This window comes from Corynebacterium sp. HMSC074C04, assembly GCF_001838295.1.
GTDB classification, from domain to species: domain Bacteria; phylum Actinomycetota; class Actinomycetes; order Mycobacteriales; family Mycobacteriaceae; genus Corynebacterium; species Corynebacterium amycolatum.
The window spans coordinates 1,430,564-1,453,183 of sequence record NZ_KV836272.1; the positions used below are offsets into that span (position 1 = coordinate 1,430,564).

The following is a 22,620-nucleotide window of genomic DNA, read 5'->3' on the forward strand; positions in this document are numbered from 1 at the left end:
AGTCACGGGTCATCCGGGAGATTGCATCGAGGGTCTCCGGGTCGATGGCGATGCATGTCGATTCCCGCAACCTCTCCCCATCGGGGCCGGCAAAGCCTTTTTCCAACGAGGTGAGCAAACCGTCGAGGCGGCCACCGCGTTCAAGAGATTCGGCCAAAGAATTGTCGGTGAGGATGAGATTCGGCGACGAGGGTGCGTCACCGGTCTCACCGCCGACCACTGGCACTGGCTGGCTGATGGGCCAAATCAGCGAAAACGGCACTGGGTCACGGCGGGTGGGCGCATCGGAATTGTCGGTCTCATCGTTGTCGTTCTCATCGCCGGCAGGCGGTTCCGGCTCATCACCCGCGGCTTGCGAATCCGTCACCGGTAGCAGTGCGCGTGTTTCCGCCAGCAGGCGGTCGATGTCATCTGCCGGTTGCCCGTTAGCGTTGATGAGCAGCGGAAACGTGCCGGCTTCCGTGATGTCGAGTCCTTCTGGGGCCGGTGCGGAGATAGGAACACTTAGCGTAACCTCACGCGTCTCGCCCGCTTTCAGCTCGATGGGGGCACTGAAGGTCCCAGCCACATCAAACACCGATTCAGGCTCAGCGAGAATCGTCCGCGCATCTGCAGAGGAAGCTAGTGCGCCGGCCCGCTGTGGGCGCAGCGCAACATTGCTGATATCCGCGTCGGAGGTGTTGTGCACCTGCACCTTGATGGTCAGTGTCGAATGTAGAGCCGCGACATGCGGAGTGAAGCTGGTTATCGAAAGCCGAAGGGGTCCCTGTTCACCGACTCGATTGGCACCACTGCCCCACAACTGCTCATCTTGCGCAAAAGCTGGGGGCGCAACGGTCGTCGGCAAGCACAGTATGAGCGCTGCGGTGGCGGCCGTGACTTTACGAACAACATTCCTTGGCAACTGCAACCTGAACATGCGCAATCACCTCGGCGTCTGCCGGCCTGCTCGCTTTTCCGCGCGGGCGAGATCGGGCAGCAGATTGTGCGCGCGCCGGGCCAGTTTGCGTTCGTCAGCGTAGGCCAACCGCTCCACCAGGGTGTCTACCGGGACCCACATGACCTGAGTGACCTCGGGGTCTTCGTCGTTCAAATCGCCATCGACATAGCGCAGAAGGTGATGGTGCACGGTCTTGTGAATCCGCGTGCCATCGGAGACAAACCAGTAGTCAATCACACCGAGCTCCTCGATGACCTCGCCGCGAATGCCCGTTTCTTCCCACACCTCACGTTCGGCGGTGGAATCGAAAGCTTCGCCGGGCTCGACATGGCCCTTGGGCATCGACCACAGCAGGCGCCCGCGACGATCGTGCCGACCAATCAGCGCGACATAAATCCGTGACAGGTTGACTTTGCCGCCATCGCCGACCGCCTCAGCAAGCCCCGAGACGACCAGTCCGCCCGCCGAAGTCTCAATCGAGGTCTGCATCGGCGCTGCATTTTGCGCGCGTGACGAGTGCGCACGGCGATTGTTCGTGCGCTTCGTCTGTGCGTGACGACGGCGATTGTTCCTATCCTGACCGCTCTTACGGCCACCGCGGTTGTTCGACTGCTTCGAGGGTCGTGCCGACTTCGGTGATTTGGAAGATTTCTTGGCGCCACCGGAGTTTGGCTTGGCCGATTTGGGGCCATTGGCACTGGAGCCACTACGTTTTGCGGAATTTCCGCTGGTAGTAGCGCTATTGGTGTTGGTGGACGCGGAAGCGCCACCCCTTCTGCGCGGTCGCCGACGACGTCGACGGCTCTTCGCCGCCGAGTTGTCATTGCGTACCACGTTGTTCATTCCACTTAGACTACCGGGTTTATAGGTATAAGCGGGTATTGTGTCGGTCGTGACACAATCGACTCCTTCAACGACAAATGGTGACCAGCCCGGGGCGACTACACCTCACGGCGCTACTCCGGCGGCTGCTGATGCGGACCCACAGGTGCGCAGGACGGCAATGCTGGCAGTGGCGGATCAGGCGATTGCCAAGGAGTCGGAGATTCTCGATTCGCTGGCAGCTGCGTTTAGTGCAGCTGGCCATCGTCTGTACCTTGTGGGCGGTTCTGTGCGCGATGCTCTCTTAGGGCGACTGGGCGTGGATCTCGATTTCACCACCGACGCACGCCCGGAGGTGACGCGCGCGATTCTTGATGACTGGGCGGACATTGTCTGGGATACCGGCATTGAATTTGGCACGCTGTCCGCAGAGCGGCATGGCCGTCAGGTGGAGATCACCACGTTCCGTGCGGATACGTACGACCAGGTCAGTCGCAATCCGGAGGTCACTTTCGGCGACACGCTGGAAGGCGATCTAATCCGCCGTGACTTCCGCTGTAACGCCATCGCCGTTGAACTGCATGGCGACGGCACTCGCACCTTCCTCGACCCGCTCGGAGGTTTCGAGGATCTTGTCGCGGGTGTCTTGGACACCCCGGGGGCGCCGGAGGTCAGCTTTGGCGATGATCCCCTGCGCATGCTGCGTGCCTGCCGCTTCGCATCCCAGCTCGGGTTCGACGTGGCACCGCGCGTACTCAAGGCGTTGAAGGAAATGTCCAGCGAAATTGACCGCATCACGGTTGAGCGCATCTCCACTGAGCTGAACAAGCTCATCCTGGGGGCAGATCCCAGCCGTGGTATCGACCTGATGGTGGAATCGGGGTTGGCCGACCGCGTGCTGCCGGAGATTTCCGATACGCGCATGACGCAGGATGAACACCGCCAGCACAAGGATGTCTATCAACACTCCCTGCAGGTCATGCGGCAGGCCATTGACCAGGAAGAACCCGGTGAACCGGACCTCGTGCTGCGCTGGGCGGCACTGCTGCACGACTGTGGTAAGCCCGCTACCCGCGCCTACAACGAGCAGGGCAATGTCACCTTCTACCAGCACGAGGTCGTCGGTGCGAAGCTGGTGCGACGCCGCCTGCGCAAGTTGAAGTTTCCGAAGAAGATCAGCCATGAAATCTCCCAGCTGGTCTACTTGCACATGCGCTTTCACGGCTATGGCGAAGGCAAGTGGACGGACTCAGCGGTGCGACGTTATGTCAACGACGCCGGAGATTTGTTGGAACGACTCAACAAAATCGTGCGGGCCGACTGCACGACGAGAAACCGTCGTAAAGCAGCACGCCTCGCACGAGCCTGCGACAACCTGGAAGCGCGAATCAAGGAGCTCGCTGAGCAGGAGGACCTCGCACGCGTCCGCCCCGATCTGGACGGCAACGAAATCATGGAAATTCTGGACCTGAAGCCTGGCAAGGAAGTCGGACAGGCCTGGAATTACCTGAAAGAGCTGCGATTGGAGTCCGGTCCGCTGGAGCGTGAGGATGCTATCTTGGCGCTGAAGAAATGGTGGTACGAGCAGTCCGGTGAGCAGGCTGAAAGCGAAAGTGAGAGCTAATGGCATCGATTAATCCGGAAAATCTCTATGGCGACCGGCTTTTTACCAGCCTCGAGCGCAACGACCCGGCCGCCGGTATGCTGCTGCTCGCAGCACCCGGCATGCTCTCGCCGGAATTCGCTCGTTCGGTGATTTTCCTCATTGAACACGATGAGCACGGCACCCTTGGTGTCGATCTCACGCAGCGTTCGCAGACGCCTGTGCACAATGTGCTCGAGCCCTGGGCGTCACTGATGACTAAGCCGCCGGTGCTCTACGTCGGGGGTCCGGTCAACCAGACGCAGCCAATCTGCATTGGTGTGGTGCGAAATGGCGCTACCCTCCCAGAGGAGACCGACAGTATTACCGGTGCACCGCTGATGGAACGCATCGCCCATAGGTTTGCGCTGGTCAACCTCGGCGCGGAGCCGGAGGATGTACGCGACCGCATCGATGGCGCGCGTATCTTCGCCGGTTACGCGGGCTGGGATCCGGGGCAGCTGGAAGAAGAGCTCGATCGCGGTGATTGGTACGTCGCCCCTGCCCTGCCCTCTGATGTACTCGCGCCTGCTGCCGCTGACATCTGGGGTGATTGCATGCGCCGTCAGCCCTGGCCGCTGCCGCTGTATGGCACCTACCCCGTAGATGTACGTGACAACTAGATGAGTGAGCACATCAATGCCGAAGGAAACAGTGCCGCAACTAGTGACCGCAGCGACATAGCTGCCGGCATTCGGCAGACACTGCCCGTCGGCATGGGTCTCATTCCGCTGGGGCTCGCATTCGGCCTACTCATCGCACAGACTGGCTTAAGTTGGTGGTGGGCACCCATCTTCTCCTTCGTGGTCTACGCGGGGTCGATGGAATTCCTCGCTGTCGGCCTGGTTATGGCCCATACGGGTCTGCTCGGCTGTGCCGTGACCTCGTTTATGGTCAACTTCCGCCACGTCTTCTACGGGCTGACGTTCCCCCGCGACCGGATACAGTCTCGTCTCGGCCGCGCATACTCCACATACGCGCTTACCGACGAGTCGTATGCCATCGTCTCTGCGGCAAATCCGGCTGAAAAGATGTCGGGCCGCCGCCTGCTGACGATTCAGATTCTCTGCCAGTTGCTGTGGGTGGGCTCCGGTATTGTCGGGGCGCTAACCGGTGCAGCATTGCCCGAAGGGATCCGCGGTGCCGAGTTCGCACTGGTGGCGCTCTTTACGGTGCTGGCCATGGACGCGTTTGAGACCTCCAAGGATTGGTCACTGCCCCTGGCCGCTATCGTCTGCACGTTGGTCGGGTGGCTGATTAACCCGAACCAGATGCTGGTCATCGGGTTGTTGATGTACTTCGGCATGCTGCTGTTGCGCGTGTGGTCACCACGAGTAGATCGGGTGATGCGCATGACGTCGTCAAGCAATCAGCGTGTAACGGAGGGAGAGCGAGCATGACCGCGATGCCCGATTCCGGCTATGTGCTAGCCGCGCTCTTTGCGATGGGCGCAGTGACAGTTGCGTTGCGCGCACTGCCGTTTGCGTTCGTGCGGACCCTGAAGGGCTCTCCCCTGTTCGAATTCCTCGGCACGACCATGCCTGTTGGAGTCATGATGGCGCTGGTGGTTTACACCGTCTTTGGACGGTTGGGGCTCAGCGGTGAGGGTGGCGACCCCGGCGCTGCCTGGGCCGTGCCTGTGGCGCTGGTCGTCACCATCTTCCTGCACTGGTGGCGGCGCAACACCGTGATCTCGATATTCGTAGGCACGGCGCTGTATATGGCCCTCGTGAACCTTGTCGCGTGAGGTGCGCTGCGTAAGCGCTGTGTGAGACGGTGCCAGCGGCTAGCGGTCAGTGGCTAGAACTGCGCCGGTACCTGGCCTGTGAAGTTCGGCAGCCCCGGAATCTGCGGCAGCTGCGGGGATTCCGGCAAGTTCAGTAGTTCGCCGAGATTCGGGCTCTCGGACAGATTCGGGACGCCTGGGATGTTGGGCAGGCTCGGGCTGTCGGGCAGACCAGGCAGTGGTGGAGTGCCCACCGTGCCACCGAACGCATTCTGAACATCGCTGGTGTGAGCTTCCTTGGTGCCGTAGGTGTTAGCAGCGACGCTGAAGTCAGGACCAATGGACGCCGAGGCGTGAACGCTCTGACGGTCATCGGACCAACCCCACTTTGTGCCAATAACACCAGGCAGCGTGGCGGTGCCGTAATCCTGACGGTAGCCATCCGCTGCCACAGGTGACGCGGTGCTCATAGCAACCAGCACCGGGTCGGAAGGGTTCTCGCGCTTCTTGGCCTCCAGGAACTTCACGGTGTCAGCGCTGGAAGTCGTGGAATTGCCCCAGTGGCCCGCACCGTGGGTGTTGCTGAGGCCGTACTCACGCGCCGTGGCGTTAATGGAGTCCGGGTAACGGCCGTAGAGCTCGCTGGCAATGTTGTCATCGGAGTAGCGAATCATCTGTGTGGCCTTCGCCTTGTCCGCTTCGGTGCCGTGCTTGAAGACGTAGTCGGCAATGTAGAGCTTGACAATCGACAGCCCCGGACGAGCTTCATTCTCGTTGGCCGTACCGTAGTGAGCGCCGGTCGGGGTGTGGGTAAAGCTGATCTGGGTGCGCCCCGGAGCATTAATAGTGCCCTGTGGAGTCAGTTTCGGCTGCGGAGCCGCAGCGACGTTCCCGGCTGCCAGCGGAAGGCTGGTGACAGCGATGACACCGGTAAGCCCCAGGCGAATCGCGCGAGATGGTCGCGGAGTAAGACGATGACGAGCGTTCATAACAAAAAACCAATCTACACGCGCAGGTGGCCGACGCGCTGCCAAGCTGGATCGTAAGCGGTGTCGACAACGTGCTCTCCGTCGGTCCACGTCTGCGCAACAGCTCGCAGACCCGCCTCCGCATCAGATGCCGGGTCAATAAAGAAGTGCAGCAGAGCCATACCGTCGGACTGCTCAGTTGCGACAAAAATACCCTTGTCCTCAGCGATGGCTTCAGCGGCAGCGGTATTGAACTCGGAGAGGGATTCCTTCGACTCGTCCGTCGGCAAGCCCTTGTCGTCAATGTGAGCGAGCATGAGCTGAATCAGCACATGCTGCGTCATAGTCGGGCTCACCAGCTGCGTAATCGGAGCGCGAGTAGCGACGACGAGCGGCTGGCCGTTGGCTTCGGCATCAATGGTGAGCCACTCCGGGCACTCTTCCGCGAGCTGCTCGACGACACCGCCCAGCTCCGGTAGCGGGATAGCATCTTCCGGCTCCTCGCCAGCGAAGGCGAAACCGCGCAGCCACAGGCCGAAGTCCTCCTCTCCCAGAGCCAGCTGCAGCAGTGTGAAACCTAGCTGAGCTACCAAGCGCTCACCGTCCTCCAACTGAGCAATTGCCGGGAACAGCGGGTGGAATAGGCGAACGTCCACTGCCCCATGACCACTGCTAACAGCCACGCGGGCGTCTGCCGGATCGACCTCGGCGGGAGCATCGGCCTCGAGAGCACCCTGTGCAACCAACGTAGCTGCGACATCCCCCAGCGACAGCTTCATCGCCGGATCCGCCTGGCGGAGGTCGGTGAAAGACCACACCGCGCCGTCGTCAGGCGCGGCCTCCAGCCAACGGCGAGCGACCGGGCGCAGCTCTGGATCGCCGGCAGCGCTCACAGTCAGAAGATGGCGAGAATACGGAGCGCCAGCCTCAAACCCCCAGATGAGCCGGTCATTAATGGCGGCGATGCGCCCGCCGACCTCCTTCTGGACATCAATAATGTCCACATCGGCGGCGTTCGGGGCACCATCGATACCGAGTTGGACACTAAACATAGAGTCGAGCGCATCGGCGCCAAAAGAGTTCCACCACGACCAGAACTCATTGATCGCGGTCTCTTCTGCGGCGCGCTGTTCCGGAGAGAATGGAGCCGGATTCTCGTTAGCCATACTGAATCTCACACTTTCGTTTGCTCGTTTAAAACCGAACCTTATGTTGTGCGCCCCAGTATATGTGCCAAGCCGGATTCGCCCCTCGGTTCCATGCCCTAGACCGCGTTAAGCGGGTTGTGGCTCCGGCTCAGCTTCTGCTTCCTTGCCCCAGCGAGCGGCGTAGACCGCACAGATCATCAGCTGAATCTGGTGGAAAATCATCAGCGGCAAAATGTAGAGGCTGGCATCGGCACCGAAGATAACGGCGGCCATTGGCAGGCCAGTGGCCAGGGACTTCTTCGAACCGCAGAACTGAATGGCAATGCGGTCCTTGCGGTCGAAGCCCATCTTCTTTGCGACGAAACCGGACAGCCGCAAAACGAATTCCACCAGCACTACCGAGAGCACACAGAGGATGACGATGTCGCCGGCCGGCACCTTCGACCAAATGCCCTGCACCATGCCCTCGGAGAACGCGGCATAGACAACCAGTGCGATGGAAAGTCGGTCAACGTTCTTAGTCGTCTTCGCGGCGGCAAACTTCAGGGTCCAACGGCGAGTGAGCTGGCCGATTGCGAACGGCAGCAGCAACTGCAGCGAAATATCCAAGAACACCGACGAATCCACATGAACGCCGCCACCAGTGGCCATCAACAGCATCACGAGCACCGGTGTGACGACGATGCCCAGCAGGTTAGAAGCCGAGGCACTGACGATTGCGCCGGCGACATTGCCCTTGGCGATGGAGGTGAAGTTCACACTCGACTGCACCGTTGACGGGGCCAGCGTCATGTACAGAATGCCCAGGTAGAGGCCAGGAGAGAGAAACCAATCCAGGGGTTTCATCAGCAGGCCGAGGATTGGGAACAGCACGAATGTGAAAGCCAGAATGGTTATGTGCAGCCGCCAATGCTTAACGCCGGCCAACGCATCCTGCGGACTCAAACGCGCACCATAGAGGAAGAACAAGAAGCCGATGGCGATCTTCGTTGCCCAGCTGAAAACCTCAGCGGTAGTGCCGCTTGCAGGAAAAAAAATCGCCAGTATCGCTGCAGCAACGATACCGACGATGAGGGGATCTGGACGCCAACTCACAATTCGTTGCCACATGGACAAATAGTTTAGTGGGCAACCAGAAGTTGTCTTACTATTTTGCAGAAGCTTTTCTCTGCAATAATTTTTTACTTCTTCTGCTCAGCTGCCTTGCGCAGCGCATCCTTGTCCACAGGCTTGAAAGCGGCATTCGCGGATGAGCCCTTGTCCGTGCACAGTCCTTCCAGGCCACAGGAGCTGCAGCCACCGGAGACACCGCAGTCTGCTGCTGGGTTGTCGGAGCAGCAGGCATCATCAGCTGCAGTGTCGGCGGCATCAGTGGTGGCGGAGCCACAGCCACAGCCGCTGTCACCGTCACCGCACCCACAACCGGAGCCGGACTCCGCGGAGACCTTGGCGTCGTAAAGCGCGATGGTGTGCGAGCCGATCGCCGCACCAACGCCGAGCATGGCGATACCGGCGAGCAGAGCGACGGCGTACCACAGCCACATCCAACCAGAGGCCTCCGGGCGGATGGCGAGGAAGGCGAGCATGGCGGCGCCGAGGAAAGCGACGGCGGACACAGCCCACGGCGGCCCGGCAACGCGGTGCGTAATATCCCAGTTTTCCTGGGACTTTCGAGCCTCGGGCGCACGAATTCCAATCCAGTTATTACCCGGCAGCTTCGCCGACCATGCCAAACCAGCGACAACGGCTATGCAAACAGCCAGAACCAGGGTAATTACAGGGATGACAATCATGCTTCCAATTTATATAGGTGGTTGGGCACGTGCCAAACGCACCTATTAGACTGTGAGACCATGACCAACAGCGAAAAGTCCTCGTCCTCGGCAGAAGCCACTGAATACCGCTACTCCCCCGAGCTGGCGACTCAGCTAGAGGGAAAGTGGCAGGCGTATTGGAAAGATAACGGCACCTTCTACGCCCCCAACCCGGTGGGCGATTTGGCAGCTGCCGACGGCTCGACTCCGCCGAAAGACAAGCTTTTCGTCCAGGACATGTTCCCGTACCCGTCAGGCGTCGGTCTGCACGTAGGCCACCCACTGGGTTACATCGCCACCGACGTCTTCGCGCGCTTCCACCGTATGCAGGGCGCAAACGTGCTGCACACCCTGGGCTACGACGCCTTCGGTCTGCCGGCGGAGCAGTTCGCAATCCAGACCGGTACGCACCCGCGCGTGACGACGGAAGCGAATATCGCCAACATGGAGCGCCAGCTGGGCCGCCTGGGGCTTGGCCATGACCGCCGTCGTGTTTTCGCGACCACTGACCAGGACTACTACAAGTGGACGCAGTGGATTTTCCTGCAGATTTACAACGCCTGGTTCGATGAGGATCAAAAGAAGGCCCGTCGTATCGATGAGCTGATTCCGCTGTTGGAGTCCGGCGAGATGGCTACCAAGGACGGTCGCGTCTACGCTGAGCTCAGCGAGGCTGAGCAGCGCGAAGCTGTGGATGAGTTCCGCTTGGTCTACCAGTCGAATTCGATGGTCAACTGGTGCCCGGGCCTCGGCACTGTGCTGTCCAACGAGGAAGTGACCGCCGAAGGTCGTTCGGAGCGCGGTAACTTCCCGGTGTTCCGCAAGCGGCTGGGCCAGTGGATGATGCGCATCACCGCTTACGCCGACCGCCTGGTCGATGATCTGGAGCTGCTGGACTGGCCGGACAAGGTCAAGTCCATGCAGCGTAACTGGATCGGTCGCTCCCGCGGTGCTGAGGTCGACTTCGCAGCTGAGGTCGGCCCGAAGGTCTCCACCAAGATCAGGGTCTTCACCACTCGCCCGGACACTCTCTTCGGAGCCTCCTACATGGTGCTCGCTCCTGAGCACGAGCTGGTGGATCAGCTGGTCGAAGCCGGCAGCGGTTCCTACGAGGGTGTGGATGAGCGCTGGACCTTCGGCAAGGAAACCCCAGCTGAGGCCGTCGCCGTTTACCGCGCCGCAATTGCCTCCAAGTCCGACCTGGAACGCCAGGAGAACAAGGAGAAAACCGGCGTCTTCCTGGGTGCTTACGCCACCAACCCGGTCAGCGGCGAACAGGTGCCGGTATTCATTTCCGACTACGTCCTGATTGGCTACGGCACCGGTGCCATCATGGCTGTCCCGGCCCACGATGAGCGCGACTACGAGTTCGCCACTGCCTTCGGTCTGCCAATCCGCGAGGTCGTTGAAGGCGGTGACATTGCAAAGGAGGCGTACGTCGGTAACGGTACGTGCGTGAACTCCGCCAATGACTCCGGCCTGGACATCAATGGCCTGGACAAGGACACCGCCATCGCCACCGTCATTGAGTGGTTGGAGAAGGAAGGTACTGGCCACGAGAAGGTCCAGTACAAGCTGCGCGACTGGCTGTTCGCCCGCCAGCGCTACTGGGGCGAGCCCTTCCCCATCGTCTACGACGAGGACGGTCACGCCCACGCACTGCCCGAGTCCATGCTTCCGGTCGAGCTCCCGGAGGTCGAGGACTACAAGCCGGTCACATTCGACCCGGACGATGCCGACACCGAGCCAAAGGCCCCACTGGACAAGGCCACTGACTGGGTCAACGTCGAGCTCGACCTCGGAGACGGCAAGAAGAAGTACCGCCGAGACACCAACGTCATGCCGAACTGGGCAGGTTCCTCCTGGTACCAGCTGCGCTACATCGACCCGAACAACGCTGAAAAGTTCGTTGACCTGGAAAACGAGCGCTACTGGACCGGCCCCCGTCCGGAGACGCACGGCAAGGACGATCCAGGCGGCGTCGACCTCTACGTCGGCGGCGTCGAGCACGCGGTGCTGCACCTGCTCTACTCCCGCTTCTGGCACAAGGTCCTCTTCGACCTCGGCTACGTGACCTCCAAGGAGCCGTACCGCCGTCTGTTCAACCAGGGCTACATTCAGGCCTACGCCTACACCGATGCTCGTGGTGTCTACCAGCCGGCGGATCAGGTAGTTGAGCGCGATGGTAAGTTCTTCATTCCAGGTGGCGCCGAAGACGGCTCTGACCTGGAGGTTTTCCAGGAGTACGGCAAGATGGGCAAGTCTCTGAAGAACGCCGTCTCCCCCGACGAGGTCTGCGACAACTACGGCGCCGACACCTTGCGCGTCTACGAAATGGCCATGGGCCCACTCGACACTTCCCGCCCGTGGGCGACGAAGGACCTGGTCGGCTCGCAGCGCTTCCTCCAGCGCGCTTGGCGTCTGGTGGTCAATGAGGACTCCGGTGAGCTCGCCGTCACGGACGCAGCGCTTTCCGACGACGACCTCAAGGCGCTCAACCGCACCGTGGAAGGGGTTACCTCTGACTACGCAGAACTGCGTGACAACACGGCCGTCGCAAAGCTCATTGAGTACGTCAACTACCTGACCAAGACCTACGGATCGGCCGGTGCACCGCGCGCCGCTGTGGAGCCGCTGGCTCTCATGCTGGGCCCGGTGGCACCGCACATCGCGGAGGAAATGTGGAGCCGCCTCGGCCACTCCGAGTCCCTGGCGCACGGTCCGTGGCCGGCAGTTGACGAGAAGTGGCTGGTCGATGACACCGTTGAGCTGCCAGTTCAGATCAACGGCAAGGTCCGTGCCCGCATTGACGTGGCTACCGATGCTTCCCGCGAGGATATCGAGGCCGTCGCGCGTGCCGACGAAAAGGTTGTCGCAGCGGTGGAGAGCGCCGGTGGCAATATCGTGAAGGTCATTGTCGTTCCGGGCAAGATGGTCAACCTGGTTGTGAAGAAGTAGCCAGGGAGGCCAGTGCGTACAAGAAAGTGTCTGGGGTTATGGCAGTTTAAGGCCTAAAATCGGCTCAAATTTGCCATAAGCCCAGACACTTTCTCGCTTGAGGCGTTCTCGCAAAAACCTCAAGAGGGTGGCGTCGAGGCTGGCCGCCTCTTACCCCTACTTAACGCCCAGAATCAGGACGCCGAATGTGGAGAGCATCCACATCAAAGTGAAGGGCATGAGCACCCAGCACATGGCGAGCCACGGGCGCCAGTTGCGGAAGTTCTTCCACTCCACGTAGGTCTGCCAGAAACCAAAAAGGCAGCCAACCAGGGAGATTACGCCTGGAACAACGGGAAAAAGAATCTCCCACGTGCGGGAGCAGAGGAAGCTGGACTTATCCGCATCACAGGTGGGGCCACCGACAATCGCGCCAGCGATGCCGATAATGAGGCCCGCGAGCAGCGTAGTAAGAATCACACCCGCGGTGTAGATGTAGGCGCGCCTGCCGGAATACATCTTGCGCTCAAGCTCGTCGAAGATTTCATCCTCGCTGCGCTCCGGTTTACTGTGCCCCGGTGCGTTATCCACCATCTGCTCCCCTCGCCTCTAAATCCCTTCTGATGTGCTTGCCATACTAGGCCGGAGTAATCAGCATTGGCACCGGGCTGTGGCGAACGATGTGGTTAGTCGACGATCCGATGAAGATTCGTCCGAATGGGCCAAGAGTAGACGAACCCAAAACGAGCAAGTCCCCCTTCTTCCATTTGATGGACTGAATGGCCTCTTCCCAACCGTTGCCGGAGGCCACGTCCGCATCGATGGACAGATCTGGGGAACGGGTATGCGCGCGGTCGGTACCGCGGTCGAGCAGCCCCATCGCCTGCTCGCGCCACTCAATCATCAGGTCCGAGGAGGGGCCGTAGCCGTTCTCCGTCGGGTACATGGTCGCACCGCGGGGCGTAAACGAGACCAGACGCAGGGGAACTTCCCAACGGTGTGCCAGGTCAGCAGCCTTATTCAATGCGTGGTGCGACTGCGGAGTGTCAATGTAACAAATGCTGACACGGGTCACACCATGCTTAGAAAGTTTCGCGCCGGGGATAGCCAGCCCCAGTGGAGTTGGCGAGTAGTGCAGCAGCGCATCCGAAGTCGACCCCGCGGTAAAGCGACTGCGGTTCTTGGCGGCCCAGTCCTTGGTATTGCTTCGGCGCGTGCCAAGCAGAACCATATCAGCTTCGAATTCTTCGGCCTCGTTGCAGATAGTTGTAGATTCGCTGGAGGATTCGATGATCCGCACGGCATCGTCGTCAAGCATGCCCTTGCGCAGGCCAGCGAGCTTTAGCTCATCCTTGATGATTTTTTCAAGAGACTCGGTTTCGTGGGCAACCCAGGAGTCATTGGTGCTCAGCCGAGCCAGTGAGGTCAGCGGCCAGCCGCGCGACAGTGCGCTGACGATGCGAATCTGCACCTTCGTGGTGCGAGCTAACCAAGCGGCGTAAGCAAGCGTTTCGGTGCCGTACTCGCCTGGACGCCACGCAATCATGATACGAAGCGGGCGGGAAGCCATCGCTAATCCTCCTGTGATTACTCAGAAATATCCAAGTGGTGCTTCTGGGTAATAGCCTACGTGGATAGGCGGGCATATATAAAACGGCACTGATGACGTGTAAAAGCTATGTACCCTGCCTGTGGGCTTAAAGAGGGCAGGGCTAAGCTGAAAAAGAGACTAGACGCTTGGGTTTGTCTTTGGATGCTCCGGGTAGTTTTCGAGAATCTTGGACAGAATCGTCTCAAGACCAGCGCCAAATTCCAGCTCTTCCTGGGTCAGCGTGCTGAACATTTCAGCCATCTGCTGATTGCGCTCTTCAGAAACACGGTGCAGTTCTTCACGGCCACGGTCGGTCAGTTCAACGCGGACGCCACGGCGGTCTTTGCTGTCGCGGACGCGCTCCACCATGCCGGCGACCTCCAAGTGGTGCACGGCGTTGGAGGCGGTGGGCATGCGGATGGCCTCGGCCTCAGCCAACTGGCTGATACGGCAGGCGCCCAGTGCCTCCAGGGTCATCATGATGGACAGCTGCGCACGACTGAGCTGGGACTCCGAGGAGCGGCGGCTGTAGAGCAGCTCAGCGCGAGTCAGGAGAGGGCGAATGCGCTTAGCGAGCGACAGAGGAGTAACGGCATTAGGATTGCCAATCGAGCCCGAAGATAATGTCATAGCGACGATGTTATATGCGAACAGCGCTAGTTGCCAATACGAAATTTATTTGGGGTGCTATTTATTTTTCTACAACTGGTGATTTCGGCAATGAAATCATTAGGAATCCTCCATCGATCATCTAAAACCCCAGTACAAAGCATTAAACCTATCTGCGTATAAGGTTTTTTCGGCGCTGGCAGAAACCCCCTAAAGTGTCACTTCTTCTGTACTTAGAACGTTGGCTTGGAGGTAGCCATCCGGCTACTCTCGCGAATACTTTCGGCTTGCGATATATCTCGCGAATCAATCCTCTCGGATGTATTGCTGTCAGCTTTACGACGACTGCAGCGCACGCATCCATGGCAGGGACGAGGTGGGCGCAGCAGCGAGTAGGGCGAGGAGGGCGTGGAAGGAAACGGGGAGGATAGGGGATAGAGGAGCACAAAAGCGCCAGCGTCTACTGCACGGGTAACCGGCTGGCGCTTTTCAAGGAACATGCTCTCGGAGCTGCTCGCTTGTACTTTTGAGTGCTTGTACCTTTTAGTCTTCGCCCTTAATAAATGCTTCGAGCTGTGCTCGCGCAACATCGTCGGCAAGCTGCTTCGGCGGGGACTTCATCAGGTAGGAAGAAGCGGCGTAAACCGGGCCGCCGATGCCGCGATCCTTGGCGATTTTGGCCGCGCGAACAGCATCGATGATGATGCCGGCGGAGTTCGGGGAGTCCCAGACCTCGAGCTTGTACTCAAGGTTCAGCGGCACCTCGCCGAAGGCCTTGCCCTCGAGTCGGACGTAGGCCCACTTGCGGTCATCCAGCCAGTCCACCCAGTCCGACGGGCCGATGTGGACGTTGCGGTCATCGATCTTGCCGGCCAGCGGACCGGTGAGGTTGGAGGTGACAGCCTGGGTCTTGGAGATCTTCTTGGACTCGAGGCGGTCGCGCTCGAGCATGTTCTTGAAGTCCATGTTGCCGCCGACGTTGAGCTGCAGGGTGCGCTCGAGGCGAACACCGCGGTCTTCAAACAGCTTGGCCATGACGCGGTGGGTGATGGTTGCGCCGACCTGGCTCTTGATATCGTCGCCGACAATCGGAACGCCCGCGTCTTCGAACTTCTTGGCCCACTCCGGGTCGGATGCGATGAAGACCGGCAGGGCGTTGACGAAGGCCACACCAGCGTCAATGGCACACTGTGCGTAGAACTTGTCGGCCTGCTCGGAACCGACCGGCAGGTAGGAGACCAGGACATCGACCTTGGCGTCCTTCAGCGCCTGAACTACGTCGACCGGTTCAGCCGGGGATTCGTCGATGGTGTCCGCGTAGTACTTGCCAACGCCGTCCAGGGTCGGGCCGCGCTGAACCTCAACGCCGAGAGTCGGGACATCGGCAATCTTGATGGTGCAGTTTTCGGAGGAAACAATGGCCTCGGAGAGGTCCTTGCCGACCTTCTTGTCGTCAACGTCGAAAGCTGCGACGAACTCGACATCGGAGACGTGGTAGTCGCCGAAGACGACGTGCATGAGGCCAGGAATGGTCTCATCGGGCTTTGCATCGCGGTAGAACTCGACACCCTGCACCAGGGAAGAGGCGCAGTTGCCGACGCCGACGATAGCGACGCGAATTGAACTCATTTAGTAATTCTCCTTGAAACTATGTGCTCGGAGGCTTTGACCTCGCGCCGGGAACTCACACCGGGAACTCGCATCAAGACCTAGCATCAGAACCCCGCACCAGGACCTTGCGCCAGCGGTGCGGCCGTGAGTGGGCGCGCGCATTGAGGTAACGAGCGTGACGTTATACCTTTATGCGTTTTTTGCCGATGCCCGAACCGTGAGGGGGCATGTGTTTACCGATAAAGCGGGGGTGAAACCAGCCCGCACGAGCCTGCTAATCTGTCTTCGTGATGACATGGCAGGGCGAGATTGATCACTCCTTGCTCAAGAAGCAGTTATTGGAGCAGTGGCGTGTAGGGGAGATTTCACGGAAATCACTCTGTGATGCCGATGCTCGGCTGGTCGCTGCCGCGCGTTTTCACGGCAGAAAGTCCCAGGAAGAGTGCCCAGTATGTCGCAAATTCCATCTCCGACTCGTATTCTGGGTGTTCGGAGAAAACTTGGGCCGTCGTTCCGGCTCTGCTTGTACTGAAAACGAATTATCCGCAATAGTTAATGAATATGGTTCGTGCACCGTCAAAGAAGTTGAGGTGTGCCCCGACTGCAAGTGGAGTTTCCTGACCCGGACACTTCAGGCAGCTCGAGAAGAGTCAGAAAACTAGGGAGAGCACCCGTGAGCAATGATCGACCCGATAGCCCAGGCGGTCCTAACAGCCCTCACGAGGGCCAGGGTTCTAATTCATCAGACGAGTGGTGGGATCAGCCGGATGCTGATTCCTTCAATACGCACGCACGCTCCGATGACGCATCGCTTGACGACGATTCCAGCGACAGCATTGATGCTGTTTCGGTCGGTGGCAATGACGAGGGTCTGGCCACCGATTCAGAGATGACGTCGGCAAGCGAGCTGGACCCGGCGAAGGGGCAGTACGCCCCAGATGACCATGAACCAGATGACCATGAAGAGGAAAGCTCGATGGCACAGGAAGAACAGCCGACTGATAATAAGCGGCGAATTTTAGCGTGGCTCGGTCTAGCCGTGGCGTTGGTCGTGCTGTTGCCGGTAGTTGTGTTCGGTGTTGCTTATGCGACAACGGACGTGCCGGAGCCAGAGGAGTTGGCCAATAGCCAGATTGCGGTGATTTATGACCGTACTGGTGAAAAGGAAATCACGCGCATCGTCCCCGAGGGCGGTAACCGAAGCAACATCACAATCGACAAGGTGCCGGATGCTGTACGCAATGCAGTGCTGGCAGCCGAGGATCGTGATTTCTATACCAACCCGGGTTTCTCCCTGACCGGTTATGGCCGTGCGGCTCTGGGAGTCGTGACTGGTAATTCCAGTGCCGGTGGCGGATCGACCATTACGCAGCAGTACGTCAAGAATGCTGTGGTGGGCAATGAGCGCACGCTGAACCGTAAGGCCAAGGAATTGGTGATGTCGGCGAAGATGGCGCGGGAGTGGACTAAGGACGAAATCCTTGAGGCCTACCTCAACACGATTTACTTTGGTCGTAACGCATACGGTATCGCGGCAGCGTCGAAGGCCTACTTCGGTAAGGAAGTCGGTGAGCTGAATGCCGAAGAGGGTGCTGTGCTGGCGGCCTCGATTCAGCGTCCATCCGCACTGGATCCGTGGACTAACCGTCCAGAGGCGGAGCAGCGTTGGAACTACGTCCTCGATGGCCTGGTGGAGATGAACATCGTCTCGCCGCAGGACCGCGCGGGAATGCAGTACCCGGAGACCATCGATCCGGCGTTGGCGCCGAAGCAGGCTCCGGAGCCCGGCCCGGCTGCCATGATTAAGAATCAGGTGCTGGCTGAGTTGGAGCGCGAGGGAATCTCCGAGCAGGAGGTCAACACTGGCGGCCTTCGCATTACGACGACCATTGACCCGACGGTGCAGCAGGCTGCCCTGGATGCGATGGAGAACTACGTCGACCAGTCAACAGGTCTGCGCGCCGCCATCGTCTCGGTGGAGCCGAAGACCGGTGCTGTCCGCGCCTACTACGGTGGCGATGATCCGACTGGTTGGGACTACGCGAACAGCGGTCTGCAGACCGGTTCTACTTTCAAGATCTTTGCGCTGGCAGCAGCGCTTGATCAGGGCATTCCTCTGACCGCGCAGTACTCTTCGGCACCTGTCCAGTCCGGTAACGCTACTCTGTACAACTCCGGTGGCGCCGGCGGTGGTGTTCTCCCGATTTACGAGTCCCTGAAGCAGTCGCTGAACACCCCGTTTATTCGCCTGCAGCGTGACCTGAAGAATGGCCCGGATGACACCGCCAAGATGGCTCATCGCCTGGGTGTGGCCGAGTCGATCCCGGGTATTGAAAAGACTCTGATGGATGACAATGGCCACTCGCAGGACGGCATCACCCTGGGTCAGTACCTCTCACGTCCGCTGGATATGGCTGTTGGTCTGGCTACGCTGACTAATGACGGCGTCTACCAGCAGACGCACTTCGTAGAGAAGGTCGAAAACTCCAAGGGTGAGATCGTTTACGAGTCCAATGCCGACAAGGGTGACCGTCGAGTCTCTAAGGCAGTGGCCACCAACGTGATATCAGCCATGGAGCCCATTGCGGGCTACAGTAACAAGCCTTTGGGCGGTGGTCGCCCGTCGGCTGCCAAGACCGGTACTACGCAGTTGGGTGACACCGGCCAGAACAAGGATGCGTGGATGATTGGTTCGACCCCGCAGCTGTCGACCGCAGTATGGGTTGGCAACGTCGATGGTTCGGCGCTCTACAACTCCTACGGTGGAGTCATGTATGGTGCCCAAACCCCGGGTGATTTGTGGAAGTACACCATGGATAACGCACTGGCTAACGAGGACTTTGAGTACTTCACTAAGCCGGAACCAATCGGCGGTGTCGCAGGTGCACCGCAGTACCAGGCGCCGTCGACCTCTGACTCTAACTATGGCCAGGACTATGCCCCGGAGACCACCGAACAGGAGTCATCCGAGGAGTCGACCCCTGAGTCCTCCAATGAGCAGCCTGCACCACTTCCGCTTCCGGGCGGCGACGGCGGCGGTGGTGGCGGTGGCGGAATCGCTGACCTGCTGCCCATCCCGCTTCCAGGGGGCGGTGGTCTCGGTGGTGGCAATGAAGGCGGCGGAGACCCTGGTAACTCTGGGGGTGGACAGTAAGTGGATACGTGGGTGATTTTCACCATCGTCTGCGTCGCGATTGGCTTCCTGATGTTCGGCACGGCTTTTTGGGGCTTCATGCAGAAGTGGAAAACAGCAATCATTTGGGTTCTGTGTCTGGCAGCTTTCCTGTTCGCGACAGTCATTCCGGTGATTATTGCGTTGGCGCATGCTTCCTCGACAGCAATGTAGGACGCAGGCCTGATAGTTAGTTGTTAGAGCGCTAACTGCCCACCAAGCACGCGACAACTTCACAATTTAAAGAGACGCACGCAGTAGCTCTGTGTGCGTCTCTTTGAATTCGGCGCCCCGACGCCGCTTGCCAGTACTGCTTGCCGACGGCGCCTGCGATTAGGACATATACCTCTGCCTGCGGTACCCTGGCAGGGTTGCTTGACGCAACGATCCTCCTGCTGCATAGCGGCTGGCATGAAAGATAGTGCCAGCGCACCACGCTGTGTAGCCGAAATACAAGAACTAGACCATAGGAGGTGATGAGGTCCGTGCGTCACTACGAAGTAATGATTATTATCGATCCGTCTCAGGATGAGCGCACCGTAGGCCCGTCCCTGGAGAAGTACCTCGACGTTGTCCGCAAGGAGAACGGCAAGGTGGAGAAGGTGGACATCTGGGGTAAGCGCCACCTCGCCTACCCGATCGAGAAGAAGGAAGACGGCATCTACGTTGTCGTCGACCTCACCTGCGAGTCCGCAACCGTGCTGGAACTCGACCGTCGTCTGAATCTGAACGACAGCATCCTGCGCACCAAGGTGCTGCGGGTTGATCGTTAATCTGCGTCATATTTGCGTATCCAGAGTGCTCGAATGGGGCACACCGGTAATGCGAAAGCCGTAGGATAGCGGGCGAAAGCCCCATCATCAGCTCGACAGAATACAACCGAGGAGAAGAAGCATGGCTCAGGGAGACGTACAAATCACAGTGGTTGGCAACCTGGTTGCTGACCCGGAGCTTAAGTACACCCAGAACGGCACCGCCGTGGCGAATTTCCGCGTCGCGTCGACTCCGCGGGTGTACCGAGATGGCCAGTGGGTTGACGGCGAGGGCATGTTCCTCACCTGCAGCCTGTGGCGTGAGGCAGCGGAGAACGCTGTCGAAAGTCTCTCCAAGGGCATGCGTGTCATCGTCCAGGGTCGTCTGCGCCAGCGCAGCTACGAGACCCGCGAGGGCGAGCGTCGTACCGTCTTTGAGGTTGAGGTCGATGAGGTGGGTCCGTCCCTGAAGTTCGCTCGAGCTCAGGTCACGCGCACTCCACGCAACGGCGGTGGAAACTTTGGCGGCGGTAACCGCGGCCAAGGTGGAAATGCCGGTGGTGGTTTCGGCGGTGGCTTTGGTGGAAACCAAGGCAACCAGGGTGGACAGAGTGATCGCGGTTTTGGTGGCGGAGCTCCTGCGGAAGATCCGTGGAACTCAGCTCCTCCGGCCGGTGGCGGCTTCGGCGGCGATGAGCCTCCGTTCTAAGCTCCTTCCAGCCACGGCACTACGTGACTAGTTTGCAGCAGATTTAGCATCCACAATTCTCATAATCTTTTAAAGACATATCCAGCGAAAGGCAGGGATCATGAAGCTGATCCTCACCGCCGACGTTGACAAGCTCGGTGTCGCAGGCGACATCGTTGAGGTCAAGGCCGGCTACGGACGTAACTACCTGCTTCCTCGCGGACTGGCAATTGTTGCCACCCGCGGCGCAGAAAAGCAGATCGAGGGCATTCGTCGTGCCCAGGAGGCTCGCGCTATCCGCGACCTCGACCATGCACGTGAAGTCAAGCAGAAGATTGATTCGCTCGACAACGTCTCCGTTGCTGTGAAGGCTTCGGAAAATGGCAAGCTGTTCGGTTCCGTCACCAAGGGTGACATCGCCGATGCAGTTCGTAAGGCTTCCGGTCAGGCTATCGACAAGCGCGCAGTCGTGCTTGCTCCGAGCCAGATCAAGTCCCTTGGTAAGCACACCGTTGACATCGCGCTGCACCCGCAGATTACCGCGCATGTTTCCGTACAGGTCGTCGCCGCGTAAGTTCGCGGTTTAAAGTTTTTACTTTGACGGCGGCCGACGAGCGCCGCGCCTAAGGATGTGCGCGGGCTCTGAGGCCCAATGACAACAGCACACGTGAAGCTCTGATCTTTCGTAGTGAAAGGTCGGGGCTTTTCGTGGTTTAAGGCTGGCTTAAAGCCTTTTACGCAGGTGCTGGAAAGAGCATCTACGACTTGTCCACAGGCTAACGATGATTGTTGTGGATAAACCTGTGGGTAACTTGCCTGGCTGCCGTGGATAACTTTTCTGGAGAACGCGAGATTTTTATTAATTCATCGTTAATAATCTCCGCATGAGCAGCATCGATGCTAAAAGGGCAACAGAGGATTACATTTGTGCAGGATTAAGGCAAATATGTACTGACCTGCGTAGATAGAATATTTTCGGGTTGAAACTCCGCTACCCCCGTTAACATTCAAGCGGCGGTTTAGGGTTACGGACCGTTCACCTGGACTTTTCTTGATTGTGCACATGTTCTCCCCAGGCCTATCCACAGGTGCTGTGGATAACTTCGGGGATAAACGCCGTAGAAGATTGTTTTCTGGGGCCTTCAAGGGTACTTTTACAGGTCCGTCAATCCGCTCGAACAGGTATAACTGCGGTAGGTAGTCAGGTGTCCAGTGCTGGCGGTCGGAACAGACATATTGAATGTGACGGTCAGTCAGCAACAGGGTTGAAAAGGCACCTAAGTGGTCCAGAAGGGGAGGAGCTGCTCACGATGAGTCAGCCTGTAGGTGATGGTGGTCATTCAGGAGCAGGGGACGAGGCGTCGTCCTACTCGGTAAGTTCCCACGATGATTCTTTCGATGACGTTCCGCTGCCCCCGGAACCGCCGGTAGAGGATGCTCCACCGGAGGAGTATTCTTTCTCGCAGAGCTCGGGCAACGGATCGTCGGCAAGCGGATCTGGGGCGCGGGACTGGGAGCGAGACCGTGGTCGTGGCGCTCGTGCGAGTGCGGTCGCTGGCGCGACTTTTGAGCGCACGCCGCCGCACAATATCGAGGCGGAGCAGAGTGTGCTCGGCGCGATGCTGCTGAACTCAGAGGTCGTTGCGGATGTGTACGAGCAGCTGACACCGGAGGATTTTTACCGACCGGCGCACCAGACGATTTACTCGGCGATTTTGCACCTCTACGGTGAGTCCTCGGAAATTGACCCCATTTTGCTGGCAGGTCGTCTGGATCGAACTGGAGACCTGGAGCGCATCGGTGGTCCGCTGTACCTGCACACCTTGGCCTCCCTGGTGCCAACGGCGGCGAATGCGCAGTTCTATGCCCGCATTGTTGCGGAGAAGGCGACAATCCGTCGCCTGGTAGAGGCCGGCACGAAGATCGCCCAGATCGGCTATGCGGGCGCGGAGGACACGGAGCCGGAGCAGCTGGTGGATGAGGCGCAGCAGCTCATCTTCAGTGTTGGACGTGAGAACACGAAGAATGACTACGTTCCCATCGCCGATGTCCTGGATGACACGCTGGAGGAACTGGATCTTATTACCCAAAACGGCGGTCTGGCGCAGGGTGTGCCGACGGGGATTACCAACCTGGACAAGCTGACAAACGGTCTTCACCCAGGTCAGATGGTGATTATTGCGGCTCGCCCGGGTGTGGG

At 59.3% G+C, this 22,620-nt stretch carries 22 protein-coding genes; 12 read left to right on the forward strand and 10 right to left on the reverse strand.

Annotated elements, in window-relative coordinates:
• Both HMPREF3011_RS10695 and HMPREF3011_RS10700 read right to left on the reverse strand, forming a co-directional pair.
• Positions 1-919: DUF6049 family protein (locus tag HMPREF3011_RS10695; protein WP_246821533.1), on the reverse strand; the 919-nt coding region annotated here is incomplete at its 3' end.
• A 6-nt stretch (positions 920-925) separates the two neighbouring features.
• Positions 926-1,774 (reverse strand): NUDIX hydrolase, encoded by an 849-nt coding sequence (locus tag HMPREF3011_RS10700; protein ID WP_070560012.1) that lies wholly within the window; start codon positions 1,772-1,774, stop codon positions 926-928.
• A 169-nt stretch (positions 1,775-1,943) separates the two neighbouring features.
• Between HMPREF3011_RS10700 and HMPREF3011_RS10705 the strand changes: the two genes are divergently transcribed.
• Genes HMPREF3011_RS10705 through HMPREF3011_RS10720 form a run of 4 tightly spaced genes read left to right on the forward strand, consistent with a single transcriptional unit; the run spans position 1,944 to position 5,151 of the window.
• Positions 1,944-3,386, forward strand: a complete 1,443-nt coding sequence (locus HMPREF3011_RS10705; protein ID WP_070841515.1) for a CCA tRNA nucleotidyltransferase — start codon at positions 1,944-1,946, stop codon at positions 3,384-3,386.
• The gene (locus tag HMPREF3011_RS10710) at positions 3,386-4,027 is read left to right on the forward strand and encodes a YqgE/AlgH family protein (RefSeq protein WP_038627070.1); all 642 of its coding nucleotides are present in this window, start codon (positions 3,386-3,388) and stop codon (positions 4,025-4,027) included. The genes HMPREF3011_RS10705 and HMPREF3011_RS10710 overlap by 1 nt, the downstream gene beginning before the upstream one ends.
• Complete coding sequence (locus tag HMPREF3011_RS10715) at positions 4,028-4,804, forward strand: AzlC family ABC transporter permease (protein ID WP_052155556.1); 777 nt, start codon at positions 4,028-4,030, stop codon at positions 4,802-4,804.
• On the forward strand, positions 4,801-5,151 hold the full coding sequence (locus HMPREF3011_RS10720; protein ID WP_038627068.1) for a branched-chain amino acid transporter permease: 351 nt from the start codon (positions 4,801-4,803) through the stop codon (positions 5,149-5,151). Before HMPREF3011_RS10715 ends, HMPREF3011_RS10720 begins: the two co-directional genes overlap by 4 nt.
• A gap of 53 nt (positions 5,152-5,204) precedes the next feature.
• Here the strand turns inward: HMPREF3011_RS10720 and HMPREF3011_RS10725 are convergent, their stop codons facing one another.
• The 4 genes from HMPREF3011_RS10725 to HMPREF3011_RS10740 all read right to left on the reverse strand — a co-directional run bounded on the left by HMPREF3011_RS10725 (position 5,205) and on the right by HMPREF3011_RS10740 (position 9,039).
• On the reverse strand, positions 5,205-6,119 hold the full coding sequence (locus HMPREF3011_RS10725; RefSeq protein WP_224786659.1) for a hypothetical protein: 915 nt from the start codon (positions 6,117-6,119) through the stop codon (positions 5,205-5,207).
• Positions 6,120-6,133: 14 nt separating this feature from the next.
• Positions 6,134-7,264 (reverse strand): DUF695 domain-containing protein, encoded by a 1,131-nt coding sequence (locus tag HMPREF3011_RS10730; RefSeq protein ID WP_016421714.1) that lies wholly within the window; start codon positions 7,262-7,264, stop codon positions 6,134-6,136.
• Between the two features lie 108 nt (positions 7,265-7,372).
• Positions 7,373-8,356, reverse strand: coding sequence for a bile acid:sodium symporter family protein (locus tag HMPREF3011_RS10735; protein ID WP_038627067.1), 984 nt, complete (start codon positions 8,354-8,356; stop codon positions 7,373-7,375).
• A 71-nt stretch (positions 8,357-8,427) separates the two neighbouring features.
• Entirely contained in the window at positions 8,428-9,039 is a 612-nt protein-coding gene (locus tag HMPREF3011_RS10740; RefSeq protein WP_038627065.1) for an SdpI family protein, read from the reverse strand.
• A gap of 60 nt (positions 9,040-9,099) precedes the next feature.
• Here HMPREF3011_RS10740 and leuS point away from each other — a divergent pair, with 60 nt between their 5' ends.
• Positions 9,100-12,018: a leucine--tRNA ligase gene (leuS, locus tag HMPREF3011_RS10745; RefSeq protein ID WP_038627063.1), complete on the forward strand. Its 2,919-nt coding sequence runs from the start codon at positions 9,100-9,102 to the stop codon at positions 12,016-12,018.
• 156 nt (positions 12,019-12,174) lie between these two features.
• Here the strand turns inward: leuS and HMPREF3011_RS10750 are convergent, their stop codons facing one another.
• The 4 genes from HMPREF3011_RS10750 to HMPREF3011_RS10765 all read right to left on the reverse strand — a co-directional run bounded on the left by HMPREF3011_RS10750 (position 12,175) and on the right by HMPREF3011_RS10765 (position 15,826).
• On the reverse strand, positions 12,175-12,591 hold the full coding sequence (locus HMPREF3011_RS10750; RefSeq protein WP_038627061.1) for a hypothetical protein: 417 nt from the start codon (positions 12,589-12,591) through the stop codon (positions 12,175-12,177).
• A 43-nt stretch (positions 12,592-12,634) separates the two neighbouring features.
• Positions 12,635-13,567 carry a universal stress protein gene (locus tag HMPREF3011_RS10755; protein WP_070841516.1) on the reverse strand — a complete coding sequence of 311 codons (933 nt, stop codon included), beginning with the start codon at positions 13,565-13,567 and terminating at the stop codon, positions 12,635-12,637.
• Between the two features lie 159 nt (positions 13,568-13,726).
• Positions 13,727-14,218 carry a MarR family winged helix-turn-helix transcriptional regulator gene (locus HMPREF3011_RS10760; protein ID WP_038627058.1) on the reverse strand — a complete coding sequence of 164 codons (492 nt, stop codon included), beginning with the start codon at positions 14,216-14,218 and terminating at the stop codon, positions 13,727-13,729.
• A gap of 522 nt (positions 14,219-14,740) precedes the next feature.
• The gene (locus HMPREF3011_RS10765) at positions 14,741-15,826 is read right to left on the reverse strand and encodes an inositol-3-phosphate synthase (protein WP_016421706.1); all 1,086 of its coding nucleotides are present in this window, start codon (positions 15,824-15,826) and stop codon (positions 14,741-14,743) included.
• Between the two features lie 272 nt (positions 15,827-16,098).
• On the opposite strand from HMPREF3011_RS10765, the gene HMPREF3011_RS11690 reads away from it, so the two are divergent.
• The 7 genes from HMPREF3011_RS11690 to HMPREF3011_RS11535 all read left to right on the forward strand — a co-directional run.
• On the forward strand, positions 16,099-16,470 hold the full coding sequence (locus HMPREF3011_RS11690; RefSeq protein ID WP_224786660.1) for a DUF5318 family protein: 372 nt from the start codon (positions 16,099-16,101) through the stop codon (positions 16,468-16,470).
• Positions 16,471-16,481: 11 nt separating this feature from the next.
• Positions 16,482-18,962: a transglycosylase domain-containing protein gene (locus HMPREF3011_RS10770; protein WP_070841517.1), complete on the forward strand. Its 2,481-nt coding sequence runs from the start codon at positions 16,482-16,484 to the stop codon at positions 18,960-18,962.
• Positions 18,963-19,154, forward strand: a complete 192-nt coding sequence (locus HMPREF3011_RS10775; protein ID WP_049181968.1) for a hypothetical protein — start codon at positions 18,963-18,965, stop codon at positions 19,152-19,154.
• Between the two features lie 311 nt (positions 19,155-19,465).
• The gene (rpsF, locus tag HMPREF3011_RS10780; RefSeq protein ID WP_005511978.1) at positions 19,466-19,753 is read left to right on the forward strand and encodes a 30S ribosomal protein S6; all 288 of its coding nucleotides are present in this window, start codon (positions 19,466-19,468) and stop codon (positions 19,751-19,753) included.
• Positions 19,754-19,874: 121 nt separating this feature from the next.
• A complete protein-coding gene (locus HMPREF3011_RS10785; protein ID WP_005511984.1) occupies positions 19,875-20,441 on the forward strand; it encodes a single-stranded DNA-binding protein in 567 nt (188 codons plus the stop codon).
• 100 nt (positions 20,442-20,541) lie between these two features.
• Positions 20,542-20,994 carry a 50S ribosomal protein L9 gene (gene rplI / locus HMPREF3011_RS10790; protein WP_005511982.1) on the forward strand — a complete coding sequence of 151 codons (453 nt, stop codon included), beginning with the start codon at positions 20,542-20,544 and terminating at the stop codon, positions 20,992-20,994.
• Between the two features lie 736 nt (positions 20,995-21,730).
• Positions 21,731-22,620, forward strand: an 890-nt coding sequence (locus tag HMPREF3011_RS11535) for a DnaB-like helicase N-terminal domain-containing protein (protein ID WP_305764132.1), incomplete at its 3' end; no start/stop codon positions are given.

Bases quoted from the DNA above. Each gene is read 5' to 3' on its own strand.
- HMPREF3011_RS10705 (WP_070841515.1), top strand. From the start codon at position 1,944: ATGCTGGCAGTGGCGGATCAGGCGATTGCCAAGGAGTCGGAGATTCTC.
- HMPREF3011_RS10710 (WP_038627070.1), top strand. From the start codon at position 3,386: ATGGCATCGATTAATCCGGAAAATCTCTATGGCGACCGGCTTTTTACC.
- HMPREF3011_RS10715 (WP_052155556.1), top strand. From the start codon at position 4,028: ATGAGTGAGCACATCAATGCCGAAGGAAACAGTGCCGCAACTAGTGAC.
- HMPREF3011_RS10720 (WP_038627068.1), top strand. From the start codon at position 4,801: ATGACCGCGATGCCCGATTCCGGCTATGTGCTAGCCGCGCTCTTTGCG.
- HMPREF3011_RS10725 (WP_224786659.1), bottom strand. From the start codon at position 6,119: ATGAACGCTCGTCATCGTCTTACTCCGCGACCATCTCGCGCGATTCGC.
- HMPREF3011_RS10730 (WP_016421714.1), bottom strand. From the start codon at position 7,264: ATGGCTAACGAGAATCCGGCTCCATTCTCTCCGGAACAGCGCGCCGCA.
- HMPREF3011_RS10735 (WP_038627067.1), bottom strand. From the start codon at position 8,356: ATGTGGCAACGAATTGTGAGTTGGCGTCCAGATCCCCTCATCGTCGGT.
- HMPREF3011_RS10740 (WP_038627065.1), bottom strand. From the start codon at position 9,039: ATGATTGTCATCCCTGTAATTACCCTGGTTCTGGCTGTTTGCATAGCC.
- leuS (WP_038627063.1), top strand. From the start codon at position 9,100: ATGACCAACAGCGAAAAGTCCTCGTCCTCGGCAGAAGCCACTGAATAC.
- HMPREF3011_RS10750 (WP_038627061.1), bottom strand. From the start codon at position 12,591: ATGGTGGATAACGCACCGGGGCACAGTAAACCGGAGCGCAGCGAGGAT.
- HMPREF3011_RS10755 (WP_070841516.1), bottom strand. From the start codon at position 13,567: ATGGCTTCCCGCCCGCTTCGTATCATGATTGCGTGGCGTCCAGGCGAG.
- HMPREF3011_RS10760 (WP_038627058.1), bottom strand. From the start codon at position 14,218: ATGACATTATCTTCGGGCTCGATTGGCAATCCTAATGCCGTTACTCCT.
- HMPREF3011_RS10765 (WP_016421706.1), bottom strand. From the start codon at position 15,826: ATGAGTTCAATTCGCGTCGCTATCGTCGGCGTCGGCAACTGCGCCTCT.
- HMPREF3011_RS11690 (WP_224786660.1), top strand. From the start codon at position 16,099: ATGACATGGCAGGGCGAGATTGATCACTCCTTGCTCAAGAAGCAGTTA.
- HMPREF3011_RS10785 (WP_005511984.1), top strand. From the start codon at position 19,875: ATGGCTCAGGGAGACGTACAAATCACAGTGGTTGGCAACCTGGTTGCT.
- rplI (WP_005511982.1), top strand. From the start codon at position 20,542: ATGAAGCTGATCCTCACCGCCGACGTTGACAAGCTCGGTGTCGCAGGC.